General features: G+C 68.5%; 11 protein-coding genes. All 11 read right to left on the bottom strand.

Going from position 1 to position 12,812, the window contains the following annotated elements:
• Positions 1-2: 2 nt before the first annotated feature.
• Positions 3-2,645, bottom strand: coding sequence for a chemotaxis protein CheW (locus AVMA1855_RS04165; protein WP_284424720.1), 2,643 nt, complete (start codon positions 2,643-2,645; stop codon positions 3-5).
• A gap of 224 nt (positions 2,646-2,869) precedes the next feature.
• A complete protein-coding gene (locus tag AVMA1855_RS04170) occupies positions 2,870-3,691 on the bottom strand; it encodes a CsgG/HfaB family protein (RefSeq protein ID WP_272565468.1) in 822 nt (273 codons plus the stop codon).
• Between the two features lie 105 nt (positions 3,692-3,796).
• Positions 3,797-5,611: an aspartate--tRNA ligase gene (gene aspS, locus AVMA1855_RS04175; protein WP_284424721.1), complete on the bottom strand. Its 1,815-nt coding sequence runs from the start codon at positions 5,609-5,611 to the stop codon at positions 3,797-3,799.
• A gap of 77 nt (positions 5,612-5,688) precedes the next feature.
• Complete coding sequence (locus tag AVMA1855_RS04180; protein WP_272565470.1) at positions 5,689-6,309, bottom strand: DUF502 domain-containing protein; 621 nt, start codon at positions 6,307-6,309, stop codon at positions 5,689-5,691.
• 10 nt (positions 6,310-6,319) lie between these two features.
• Entirely contained in the window at positions 6,320-6,661 is a 342-nt protein-coding gene (locus AVMA1855_RS04185) for an FmdB family zinc ribbon protein (RefSeq protein WP_284424722.1), read from the bottom strand.
• 61 nt (positions 6,662-6,722) lie between these two features.
• Complete coding sequence (locus tag AVMA1855_RS04190) at positions 6,723-8,174, bottom strand: high affinity choline transporter 1 (protein WP_284424723.1); 1,452 nt, start codon at positions 8,172-8,174, stop codon at positions 6,723-6,725.
• 61 nt (positions 8,175-8,235) lie between these two features.
• Positions 8,236-9,801, bottom strand: coding sequence for a ubiquinone biosynthesis regulatory protein kinase UbiB (gene ubiB / locus AVMA1855_RS04195; protein ID WP_284393778.1), 1,566 nt, complete (start codon positions 9,799-9,801; stop codon positions 8,236-8,238).
• Entirely contained in the window at positions 9,798-10,364 is a 567-nt protein-coding gene (locus AVMA1855_RS04200) for a hypothetical protein (RefSeq protein WP_284393776.1), read from the bottom strand. Before AVMA1855_RS04200 ends, ubiB begins: the two co-directional genes overlap by 4 nt.
• 75 nt (positions 10,365-10,439) lie before the next feature.
• Positions 10,440-11,465 (bottom strand): Tim44 domain-containing protein, encoded by a 1,026-nt coding sequence (locus tag AVMA1855_RS04205; protein WP_272565476.1) that lies wholly within the window; start codon positions 11,463-11,465, stop codon positions 10,440-10,442.
• A gap of 53 nt (positions 11,466-11,518) precedes the next feature.
• Positions 11,519-12,250: a bifunctional demethylmenaquinone methyltransferase/2-methoxy-6-polyprenyl-1,4-benzoquinol methylase UbiE gene (gene ubiE / locus AVMA1855_RS04210; protein WP_284405490.1), complete on the bottom strand. Its 732-nt coding sequence runs from the start codon at positions 12,248-12,250 to the stop codon at positions 11,519-11,521.
• A 111-nt stretch (positions 12,251-12,361) separates the two neighbouring features.
• Entirely contained in the window at positions 12,362-12,796 is a 435-nt protein-coding gene (locus AVMA1855_RS04215; protein WP_284424724.1) for a gamma-butyrobetaine hydroxylase family protein, read from the bottom strand.
• Positions 12,797-12,812: the final 16 nt, after the last annotated feature.

The raw sequence follows: 12,812 nt of genomic DNA on the forward strand, positions 1-12,812 counted from the left end.
GATCAGGCCGCCGCGGCGAGCAAGGACTGCAGGTCCTGCCGGGGCGCATCCGCCAGCGCCCCGGCCGCGCACTGCTGCAGCCACTGCGGCGAGATGCGACAGAGCATGGCCCGGCCGGCCGGCTCGCCCGCCGTGGCGACCGGCACCACGGCATCGATCAAGGGCGCCGCCCCGGCAACCGCTCCCACCCCCACCGGCTGCAGCGTGCGGCGGTCCAGTTCGAGGATGGCGCCGAGCGCATCCACCCGCAGCGCGAACTCTTGCATGCGCCCGTCGTCCAGGGTCGCGCGCACCACCACGATCTGGCGGTTGGGGTCGCCCTCGCGCGGGGCCGGCGCATGCGCCTGGCCTGCCGGCGCGGCGATCACGCTGCGCAGGTCCACCACCGGGCACACGCGGTGGCCGATCTGCGCCAGGCCGAGGAACGGCGCGCGCAGGCCGCCCGCGTGCAGCACGGTCACGTCGGGTGCGGCCTCCACCACCGAGGCGGCCTCCAGCCCGAACCACTGCGCGCCCATGCGAAACGATGCCAGTTGCAGGCCCTGCGCCGCCTCGATGCGCGCGCCGGGCAACGTGGCCAGCGCGGGCGCCAGCGCCGCGGCGGCCTGGTGCTCGCACACGTGGCGCAGCACCGCGCAGCCCAGTCCGTGGTCGTAGCCGTCCTGCGCGCGGAACTCGCGATAGCCCTGGCCCCGCGCGAACCCCGTGGCGTACAGGTGGCGGCCCAGGACCGCCATGCGCGGCTCGGTGCGGCCGGCCGCCCAGGCGGGCATCGCAGCCTGCGCCTCGCTGCCCGTGGCGCAGACCACCGCGCCCTGCGCATCGACGAACGCCAGCACGTCGCGCCCGCCCGCCCCCCCCGCGCAGTCGGCCAGGATGGACGACAGCTGCTCGGCCGCATCCCAGACGATGGCAATGCCGCCCAGCAACGGACCCGTGGCGCCGCGGCCATTGCCTTCGCCGCGCACCGCAGCGGCATAGACGAAGGTAGGGCCCTGGCCGTAGAACCGGCTCGGCGCGTAGCGGCTCACCACGTAACCCTGGCTGCCCTGCAGGCGCAGGCAGCGGCCGACCCATTCCTCGTCCAGCGAGGTGCCCACCTGCCGCGCCTGGCCGGGCTGGGAGACGGCCACCACGCGGCCCTCGCGGTCGAACAGCACCAGGCAGGCGTACACGGTGTAGAGCCGGTTGATGCCCTGCAGCACCGCGGTGGCCTGTTCGCAGCCCGGCGTGCCGGCCTCCAGGGTGCGGGCGAATTGCGGCGTCAACGCCCACCAGCGGCAGTCGTTGGCCCGCTCGTACAGGTTGCGGTCCAGGATCTGCATCGCCAGCGACGCGCGGCCCCGGGCATCGCTCAGCAGCGAACGCATGACCACGCCGTACAGGTCCTGCAGGGCACCGGCGAAGGCCAGCGCCGTCTTGCGGGCGGTGGCGCCAATCTCGGACAGCAAGGTCTTGGCGAACTGCAGCTCGCGCGGCGCCGCCGAATCGCCCCCGAGCTGGTGCAGGTCCAGCAGGCCGTTCCACACCGAGCGCTCCAGCGCCGACTGGATGGTGGCGGACCGCGCCGGAATGTCGCGCAGCTCCTGCGACAGCACATCGGCGTGGCCCGCCAGTTCGACCGGGAAAGCGCCGGCGTCGCCCTGGGCCGCCTCGTCGAAGGCCACGTCCAGCGGCAGCAGCGCCACGCCGCGCCAGCCCGGCCCGGCATAGCCCTGGAAGCCCTCGGTGTCGCGCACGGCCATCAGGTAGCGCCGGCTCGCATGGTGGATCGGCTGCACCCCGGCGGCGGCGGCCTGCGGCAGCGGCCAGCCGGCCGGCAACTGCAGCGGGTCGCTGGACACCAGCACGCGGCCCTGGCCGTCCGTGAGCGCGAGCACGGCGTCGCAGCCCTGCCCCTGCGGGCCGCCGCCGTCCTGCACCGAGGCGAAGATGGCCGGCATTTCGTCGGCCAGCTTGAACTGCAGGCACAGCACGCCCACGGCATGCCCCTCGAAATCCACGCGCCGCGCGTACATGAGCGTTTTGCCGGCCTCGCCGCTGAAGCCGTGCACCGCGTAGTGCTCCACATAGGGCGCATGGCTGTGCAGCACCGACTGCAGAAACGCCTGGTCGGCCTGCCGCTGCGCCTCGGACGCGACCGGCTCCACCGCATGCAACTGGGCGCACGGCCGGCCGGCGGTGTCGAACAGGAAGATGTTGCCGTACACCGTGTACTTGTCGGCGTATTCGCGCAGCCGGGCGGCAATGGTGGGGCGGGTGTCGGGGTCGGGGTGGCCCAGGAACTCGGCCACGCCCACGTCGGTGGCGAAAAAGCCGATGTCGGCCGTGCGCTCGAAAAGGTTGCGCACCAGCACGTCGATGCAGACCTGGGCGCGCGACGCGAGATCGCTGATCCGGTTCTTGAGCGCCTCGCCGGCCAGCCCGCGCATCAGGTCGGCCGACAGGGCGGCGAAGTCCCTGCGGGCCTGCGCCAAGTCATGGCCGGAGGAGGCTTTGGAAGACAGCAGCGACAGGGACGACAGCAAGGACAGGTGGTCCCATGCATTCTCGACCAGTCTCAATTCCTGTCGCTGGTGCTGCGCCGCCGGCATGTACCGCAACCATTGCTCGGGGGTGGCCAGAAAGGGAGACGCGTGAGACACAGGAAGTCCTTTTGCCTGGGCGATGGCCCAGATTGTGATGCATGCATGGCGGAATCCACACGCCATCGGCATGGGGTTTGCCCTTTGCCATCCAGACAGGGTCTGCACGACGGGGCCGAAGACAGCAGCACAATGCGTGCCACACCCCCGTACCCTGTTCCGGTCCCTTCCGCATCACCCGCCTAGGCGGCCCGGTAGCCCCCTGAGCCGCCGCGCCCGGCCCATCAGCTTCCCGAGGATTTGCGGGCCGTGGCCACGGGCGGCGGCATTTCCTTGGCCTGCAGCGCGCGCACCTGCGTGACGAGCTGGTTGTGCGCATCCAGGAAGGCCGCGGCGATCACCTTGCCCTCGTTGGTATTGCTCCAGCCCGCGCCGGCCGCCCCGCCCAGCTTGCCGAACACCAGCCCGCCCACGCCCAGGTCGGTGGAGCGTGCCGCGCCGGTGGAGGCCGCCACCTGCTCGGTGGTCTCGTTGTCGGACAGCAGCAGGGCCGTCTGCGCTTCCTTGAACTTGACCTGCTCCACCAGGCCGGCTAGGCCCGCGATGTCGCGCAGCACCGGAATCATGGCGATGACGCCGGACAGACCCCGGCCCGCGTCCTGCTCACTGAACGTGAGGCTGGGCGTGAGCGTGTACTGCGCCTCGTAGCCCCGGCCCTTTTGCACCGTGGAGTTCTTGCGCAGCACGCCCGCGTCCTTCAGGTCCTGCTCCTGCACCGTGCCCCGCAGGCCTGCGGAACGGTCCACCACGCGAAAGCAGCCGCTTTGCTGCGCCAGCAGCTTGATCAGCGGCACGGGCGAGGCCGGAAGCTGGTAGCCCGACCCCATGATGTAGCCGTTCGGGTTCTCGGCCAGCGCCAGCGTGGCCACGGGCGCGTCACAACGCACCAGCTCGCGCGCGGCGTTGCGCGCCCCTTCCGGGCCGGCCGAGCCGGTGACGACGGAGCCGCCCTGCCCCAGCTCGGTCTTTTTCTCGCCACAGCCGGCCAGCGCAGCCACCAGGGCCAGCAGAGTCACGGAGAGCCGGGTCACTTTGCGGGTTTGCATCAACGCGTCCTTCAATGGAAAAAAAGCGGCAGGAACATGACGCTCCTGCCGCTTGGGGGTCTATCGCTTCGACGGTCCCGGGGGATCGGCCGTGCGCCTGGCGGATCAGGCCGACTTGACCGCGTCGGGGTTGCGCAGGCGGATGTGCAGCTCGCGCAGCTGCTTTTCGTCCACCGGGCTCGGCGCCTGCGTCAGCAGGCACTGCGCGCGCTGCGTCTTGGGGAAGGCGATCACGTCGCGGATCGACTCGGCACCCGTCATCAGCGTGACGATGCGGTCCAGGCCGAAGGCCAGGCCGCCGTGGGGTGGCGCGCCGTACTGCAGGGCGTCCAGCAGGAAGCCGAACTTCTGCTGCGCTTCCTCGGGCGTGATCTTGAGGGCGTCGAACACCTTCTGCTGCACGTCGGCGCGGTGGATACGGACGGAGCCGCCGCCCATCTCCCAGCCGTTGAGCACCATGTCGTAGCCCTTGGAGATGCACTTTTCGGGCGCGGTGACCATCCAGTCCTCGTGGCCGTCCTTGGGCGCGGTGAAGGGGTGGTGCACGGCGGTGTAGCGCTGCGAGTCCTCGTCGAACTCGAACATCGGGAAGTCCACCACCCACAGCGGCGCCCAGCGGTCCTCGAACAGGCCGTTCTTCTTGCCGAACTCGCTGTGGCCGATCTTGATGCGCAGCGCGCCGATGGCGTCGTTGACGACCTTTTCCTTGTCGGCGCCGAAGAACAGCAGGTCACCGTCCTGTGCGCCGGTGCGCTTCAGGATTTCGGCGATGGCCGCGTCATGGATGTTCTTGACGATGGGCGACTGCAGGCCGTCGCGCCCCTTGGCCAGCTCGTTGACCTTGATGTAGGCCAGGCCCTTGGCGCCGTAGATCTTCACAAACTCGGTGTAGCCGTCGATCTCGCCGCGCGAGAGGCCGCCGGTCTCGCGCGCGCCGCCGGGCACGCGCAGGGCCACCACGCGGCCGCCCTTCATGTTGGCCGCGCCCGAGAACACCTTGAAGTCCACGTCCTTCATCACCTCGGTCAGTTCGGTGAATTCGAGCTTCACGCGCAGGTCGGGCTTGTCGGAGCCGTAGCGGTAGGCCGCGTCCTGGTACGTCATGACCGGGAACTCGCCCAGATCCACGCCCAGCGTGTTCTGGAACACCGTCTTGATCATGCCCTGGAACATGTCGCGGATGTCCTGCTCTTCCATGAACGACGTTTCGATATCGATCTGGGTGAACTCGGGCTGGCGATCGGCGCGCAGGTCTTCGTCGCGGAAGCACTTGGTGATCTGGTAGTAGCGGTCGAAGCCGGCCACCATCAAGAGCTGCTTGAACAGCTGGGGCGACTGCGGCAGCGCGAAGAACTGGCCGTCGTGCACGCGGCTGGGCACCAGGTAATCGCGTGCGCCTTCGGGCGTGCTCTTGGTGAGCATGGGGGTTTCGATGTCCACGAAGCCGTTGGCGTCGAGGAACTTGCGCACCTCCATCGACACGCGGTAGCGCAGCATCAGGTTGTTCTGCATGTACGGACGGCGCAGGTCCAGCACGCGGTGCGTGAGGCGCGTGGTTTCCGACAGGTTTTCCTCGTCGATCTGGAAGGGGGGCGTGACCGACGGGTTGAGCACGTTCAGCTCATGGCACAGCACCTCGATCTTGCCGCTCTTGAGGCTGTCGTTGGTCGTGCCCTCGGGGCGCGCGCGCACCAGGCCCTTGACCTGCACGCAGAACTCGTTGCGCACGCCTTCGGCCGTCTTGAACATCTCGGCGCGGTCGGGGTCGCACACCACCTGCACGTAGCCTTCGCGGTCGCGCAGGTCGATGAAGATCACGCCGCCATGGTCGCGGCGGCGGTTCACCCAGCCCGCGAGGGTGACGGTTTGGCCCAGGAGGGCTTCGGTGACGAGACCGCAGTAGTGGGAACGCATGGCCATTGGAGAGTCTTCCTGCGCCCTCGTGGAGCGCGACAAGGTTTCCGCACGCCCGCGGCAAGCGGGCATGCGACGAGGTGTTATCGGGAATCGGGCGGCGTGAGATCCGGGGGTGCGACCACCCCCATGGAGACGATGTACTTGAGTGCCGCATCGACGCTCATTTCGAGTTCGATGCAATCGCTCTTGCGCAGGATCACGAAGTAGCCGCCCGTCGGGTTGGGGGTGGTGGGAACATAGACGCTCACGTATTCATCGCGCAGGTAGGCCGCCACTTCGCCGCTCGGCGTGCCGGTGATGAACGCCACCGTCCACACGCCCTCGCGCGGCCATTGCACCAGCACGGCGGTGCGAAAGGCGTTGCCGCCCTCGGAAAAGAGCGTGTCCGACACCTGCTTGACGCTGGAGTAGATCGAGCGCACCACTGGGATGCGGCTCACCAGGGCATCGCCCCACTCCACCAGCTTGCGCCCCGCGAAGTTGCTGGTGAGCGCGCCCACCGCGAGCAGGATGCCCAGGGTGAGCAGCACCCCGAAGCCGGGAATGTGAAAGCCCAGCAGCTTGTCGGGCTGCCAGGAGCCGGGCAGGATCTGCAGGGTCTGGTCGAGCGTGCTCACGATCCAGTTCAGCACCCAGGCCGTGATGACGCCGGGAACGATGACCAGAAGGCCGGTGAACAGCCATTTGCGCAAAGCGGACATCCGGGGCCGTTCAGTTCTTCTTGGTGTCGGAAATGCTGGCGGCCGGCGCGGGGGCTGGCGCGGGAGCCGCCGCTTCCTTCTTGGGGGCGCTGTCGCCGCCAGACGCAGCGGCAGGCGCTGCACCGTCGGAGGCCGCCGCATCGGGCTTGGCGCTGGCGCCGCCGGTATTGCCGCCGCGGAAATCGGTCACGTACCAGCCCGAGCCCTTGAGCTGGAAACCGGCTGCGGTCACCTGCTTGGAGAAGGCCTCGGCCCCGCAGGCCGGGCACACCGTGAGCGGCGCGTCGGACATTTTTTGCAGCACATCCTTGGCGTGGCCACAGGAACCGCATTTATAAGCATAGATAGGCATCTTGAGCGTGTGCGATGGAAAGTGCAAAACCTTCAATTATAGGCACCGCACCCAAGCCCCTTCACGCCTGCTCCGCCCCTGCCACCGGGTGGTGCGAAGCGCGCACGTTGCGCAGCCCCTGCGGCGCCAGCGAACCGATCAGCATGCCCGCCGTGGCGGCCAGCACGCCCGCCAGCTGGGCTGGGAACACGGCGCCGGCCGGCGTGGCCAGGAACAGCAGCCACGACGACAGGCCCGCGATGATGGCCAGGATGGCGCCCTGGGTCGTCGCGCGCTTCCAGTACAGGCCGAAGACCAGCGGCACGAAGGCGCCCACCAGCGGCACCTGGTAGGCACCCGACACCAGTTCGTAGATCGACGTGCCCTGCATGTGGATCGAATAGGCCAGCACCAGGGCGCTGAACACCAGCGTGCTGATGCGCATGGTGCGCAGGCGGTCGCTGTCGGTGCCGTTCGGTCGGAACTGGCGCCAGATGTTTTCGGTGAATGTGACGCTGGGCGCCAGCAGCGTGGCCGAGGCCGTGGACTTGAGGGCGGACAGCAACGCACCAAAGAAGAACACCTGCATGATGAACGGCATCTTTTGCAGCACCAGCGTGGGGAGCACCTTCTGCGGGTCGTCCTTGAGCAGTTCGGCCGTTTCGGTCGGCATGATGATGAGCGCACTGGCCACCAGGAACATCGGCACGAAGGCGAACAGGATGTAGCAGATGCCACCGATCACCGGGCCGCGCGTGGCCGCCCGGATGTTGTTGGCCGACATGACGCGCTGGAAAACGTCCTGCTGCGGAATGGAGCCGAACATCATCGTGATGCCCGCCGCGATGAAGAAAAGAATGTCGTGCAGCTTGGGCTCGGGCAGGAAGCGGAACAGGTCGCGGCTGCTGGCCAGCTCGATCACCTTGTCCGCCCCGCCGGCCATGTTGCCGGCGAAGACCGCGATGATCGTGAGCCCGCCCACCAGGATGATCATCTGGATGAAGTCCGTCACCGCCACCGACCACATGCCGCCGAACAGCGTGTAGGCCAGGATGGAGACCACCCCGATGGTCATGCCCACCGGAATGCTGATGGCACCGCCGGACAGAAGGTTGAACACCAGGCCCAGCGCCGTCACCTGCGCCGACACCCAGCCCAGGTAGCTCAGCATGATGATGAGCGAGCACACGATCTCGACCGCGCGGCCGTAGCGCTCGCGGTAGTAGTCGCTGATGGTCAGCAGCGTCATGCGGTACAGGCGCGCCGCGAAGAACAGCCCCACGAGGATCAGGCAGAAGCCCGCGCCGAACGGGTCTTCCACCACGTTGCCCAGCCCGCCCTCGATGAACTTGGCCGGAATGCCCAGCACCGTCTCGGAGCCGAACCACGTGGCGAACGTGGTCGTCACGATCATGTAAAGCGGCAGGTGCCGCCCGGCGATGGCGAAGTCCGCCGAGTTCTTCACCCGCCGCGCCGCGAGCAGGCCGATGGCGATGGTGATCAGCAGATAGACAATGACCAGGGTCAACAGCACGGCATGCTCCTCGTATGTCGCGTAGGGAGGGGTAAGGGAAAAGGGAGGGGTCGGAAAAAGGCTAGAAGAGCCGCACGCGGATCAGCAGCTGCATCGCCAGCAGCCCCAATACAAATCCCATGCCACCGTAGATCAGGCTTTGCAGCAGGCGGTTGGTGCGTTTTTGCGCGGCCAGCAGTTCCAGCAGCTCGCGCCGGTGGTCGTGCGGCCGCTCGCGCAGGTAGCCGTGCAGCAGGCGCGGCAGCTCGGGCAGCATCTTGGCAAAGCGCGGCGCCTCTGCGCGCAGCTCGCGCCACAGGCGCTGCGGCCCCATCTGGTCGAGCATCCACTTTTCGAGGAACGGCTTGGCGGTGCTCCACAGGTCCAGGTCGGGGTCGAGCTGGCGCCCCAGGCCCTCGATGTTGAGCAGCGTCTTTTGCAGCAGCACCAGCTGCGGCTGGATCTCCACATGGAAGCGCCGAGAGGTCTGGAACAGCCGCATGAGCACCATGCCGAGCGAGATCTCCTTGAGCGGGCGGTCGAAGTACGGCTCGCACACGGTGCGGATGGCCGCTTCCAGCTCGTTCACGCGCGTGTGGGCCGGCACCCAGCCGCTTTCGATATGCAGCTCCGCCACGCGTTTGTAGTCGCGGCGGAAGAACGCCGTGAAGTTCTGCGCGAGGTATTCCTTGTCGAACTCGGTCAGCGTGCCGACGATGCCGAAGTCCAGCGAGATGTAGCGCCCGAAGGTCTCCGGCTCCAGGCTCACCTGGATGTTGCCCGGGTGCATGTCGGCATGGAAAAAGCCGTCGCGAAACACCTGGGTGAAGAAGATCGTGACCCCGTCGCGCGCCAGCTTGGGGATGTCCACCCCCGCGGCCCGAAGGCGTTCGATCTGGTTGATGGGCACGCCCTTCATGCGCTCCATCACCAGCACCTCGGCGTGGCAGAAGTCCCAGAGGATCTCGGGGATCAGCACCAGTTCGAGCCCCTGCATGTTGCGGCGCAGCTGCGCGGCGTTGGCGGCCTCGCGCACCAGGTCCAGCTCGTCGTGCAGGTAGTTGTCGAACTCGGCCACCACCTGGCGGGGCTTGAGCCGCTTGCCGTCGGCCGACAGGCTCTCCACCCACCCGGCCATCAGGCGCATGAGCCCCAGGTCGTTCTCGATGACGGGCAGCATGCCCGGGCGCAGCACCTTGACGGCCACCTCGCGCTCCACGCCCTTGCGGTCGCGCACGACCGCGAAGTGCACCTGGGCGATGGACGCGCTGGCGATCGGCACCCGGTCGAACGACACGAACACCTCGGCCAGCGGGCGGCGGAAGGCGCGCTCGATGGTGGCCACTGCCACGTCGGGATCGAAGGGCGGCACGCGGTCCTGCAGGTGCGCCAGCTCGTCGGCGATGTCGGGCGGCATCAGGTCGCGCCGGGTGGAGAGCACCTGGCCGAACTTCACGAAGATCGGGCCCAGCCGCTCCAGCGCCTCGCGCAGACGCTGTCCGCGCGGGGCGTCCAGATTGCGGCCGATCGACACGATGCGCGCCACCAGGCGCAGCCAGGGCTTCTGGAAGCTCGTCAGGACCAACTCGTCCAGCCCATAGCGGAGCACCACCCAGACGATGGTGACGCCGCGAAAGAAACGACTCATGGTGCGAATCGGTCGGTACCGCCGGCCTCGCCGGCAGAGGACCCCCGGCGTGCGCCGACGAACTGGCGCAGCGCCTGCGCAGCGCGGCGGGCCGCCGAGCCGATGGCATGGGCCGGCGCATCGCCGATCACGCGGGCCAGGTCTTCCTCGACGTCCCAGCGCACGTGGTCCACCAGCCAGTTGATGTCGGCGGCCAGTTGCACGTCGCCTTCGATGCGGATGCCGGGCTTGTCACCGCGCAGCGCGGTCTGGGCCAGCGACAGGGGCGAGGTTTCGATCACCTCCAGGCGCAGGTCCGGCACCTGGCCCTCGGGCGCCAGGTCGAGCAGCCCGGCCGGGGTGATCTGCAGGGCCATGGAATAGACCCGCCACTGCACCCGCGCCACGCGCCCCTTCTGGCGCACGAGGCGGTCCATGGCCTCGGGCTCCTGCATGAGCACGTGGTTGAGGAACAGCACCAGGCGGTGCTGCACCTCGTGCACCAGCCACTGCGGTGGCTGCGGGCCTGCGGCGATGCGCTCGAAAAGCCCATCCAGGAATGAAAAAGGGGACTGTGTTGCCATAGTCCCCGATTATTCCCCGAACTGGGCGCGGCACCGAGGGCTTTACCCCCGCGCCCGCCGCGCCATTGCGGTGGGTTACTGCAGGGCCTGCACCCCGGCCACCAGCCAGCCGCTGCCGCCGCTCTTGGGCTTGGTCATGTTCCACACCTCGCGGAACGGGCTCGGGCCGGCCGAGAGTTCCTCGCGGATCATGCCGGAGAACTCCACGCTGGCCATGTAGCCGTCGCCCAGGTCCTCGATGCCCAGCAGCTGTGCCTCCAGCATGACCACGTCGGTGTGGTTGGGCTGGCTGGCGCCGCGCAGCGACTCGCGCTCGCTCAACTGGGTGCGGATCTCCTCCACCATGCTGTCGGTCATCATCGAGCGCAGCGCGGCGATGTCGGACCGGTCCCAGGCGCCTTGCAGCGTGATGAAGTTGCGCTTGGCCGCGGTCAGGAAGCCTTCGGTGTCGAAGCCCTCGGGCACGCCCCAGTTCTGCGAGCCGGCCAGCGCCGAGCCGATCACCACGCCGGAGCCGCCACCGCTCTGGCGCGAGGCGTCGAAGGCCATGCTGCTGCGCTCGAAGGGCCGCGCGGAGGCATCGTTGCCCACGTTCTGCGGGCTGTACTGTCGGGGCATCTGCGCCTCGGCCGGCGAAGCGGCACCGCCGCCGGCGCCCTGGAAGGCGAAGGGCGAATTGCCCGCGCCACCGCCTTCGGCGGGCTTGCGCGACCGCATGAACATGCGGAACACGGCGAAGGCCCCCAGCGCCAGCAGCGCGATCAGCAGGAACTGGCCGAAGCCCGCGCCCAGGCCGAGCGAGTGGGCCAGCCAGGCCAGGCCCAGGCCCGCGGCCAGTCCGCCGAGCATCGCGCCCCAGGGCTTCTTGGCGGCCGCCGCGGGAGCGGCTGCCGGTGCGGCGGCGGGCTTGGCGGCCGCCGCGCTGTTGACGTTCTGCGCCGGTGCGCCGGGCGCGGCGGGTGGAGGCGAAGCCGCCTCGCGCTGCGTCACATTGCTCGACTGCTTGCCAACGGACTTGCCGCCGCCCATGCGGCGCGCATCCGCATCGGCATGCACCACCAACAACATGGCGACCAGCGCCACGGACCACAGTTTCATCATGTCATCTCCAATTTATAGATACGTGCCGGCTGCGAACGAAAACGCAAGGCGGCTCAGCACTTGATTCCAACATGCAAAGCGACGATTCCCCCCGTCATGTTGTGATAGTCCACATGCCCAAAGCCATTTTTCTGCATGAGGGTTTTGAGTTCTTCCTGCCCCGGATGCATGCGGATCGACTCGGCGAGGTAGCGGTAGCTCGCGTCGTCGCCGGCCACCATCCGGCCCAGCTGGGGCAGCACCTTGAAGGAATACCAGTCGTAGGCCTTCTCCAGCGGCTTGGCCACCTTGGAGAACTCCAGCACGAGCAGGCGGCCGCGCGGCTTGAGCACGCGGCACATCTCGGCAAGGGCCTGGTCCTTGTGCGTCATGTTGCGCAGGCCGAAGGCCACGCTCACCACATCGAAATGGCCATCGGGAAAGGGCAGCTTCTCGGCATCGCAGACCAGCGTGGGCAGCACCACGCCGGCATCGATGAGGCGGTCGCGCCCCACGCGCAGCATGGCTTCGTTGATGTCGGTGTGGACCACCTCGCCCGATGCGCCCACCTTCTTGGCGAAGGCCTTCGCGAGATCGCCCGTGCCGCCCGCGATGTCGAGCACGCGGTGGCCCTCGCGCAGGTTGGCGACCATGACCGTGTAGGCCTTCCATGCGCGGTGCAGGCCACCGGACATGAGGTCGTTCATGACGTCGTACTTCGATGCGACGGAGTCGAAAACGCCGCGCACGCGGCGCGCCTTTTCCGCTTCATCGACCGACTGGAATCCGAAATGCGTGGTGCTCATTCCGCGATGCTAGGGGCGCGGGCCCCGCTCGTACAGCGACAACCCCGCACCTGCATGGGGCATCTGTCGCAATTTGGACGCTGGGGCACGGGCCGAACGGGCCCGCCGCCCTCAGTGCGCGCAGCCGCCAGAACCGTGCGAATGGCCGCCACCGCCGCGCCGGGGCGGCATCGGCGTGTCGCGATCGGCACCGGCCTCGGCCAGCCGGCGCAGGTAGTCGGCCCACAGCGCGTCCTGGCGCTGGCCGAGTTCGTAGAGGTAGTCCCACGAGAAGATGCCCGTGTCGTGGCCGTCGGAGAACGTGGGCTTGACCGCATAGTTCCCCACCGGCTCCAGCCCCGCGAGCGTGACGTGGCGCTGCCCGGTCTGCAGCACCTCCTGGCCCGGGCCGTGGCCCTGCACCTCGGCGGAGGGCGAGTACACGCGCATCAGCTCGAACGGGATGCGGAAGGCCGCACCGTCCGAGAACACCACCTCCAGCACGCGCGATGCCTCGTGCACCGTGATCGACTGCGGCGTGGGTGCGCCGGCTTTCAAACCTGCCATGGAAATCCTCTGTGCG

Origin of the sequence: Acidovorax sp. SUPP1855, assembly GCF_030158955.1 — a bacterium.
GTDB lineage: Bacteria > Pseudomonadota > Gammaproteobacteria > Burkholderiales > Burkholderiaceae_C > Paracidovorax.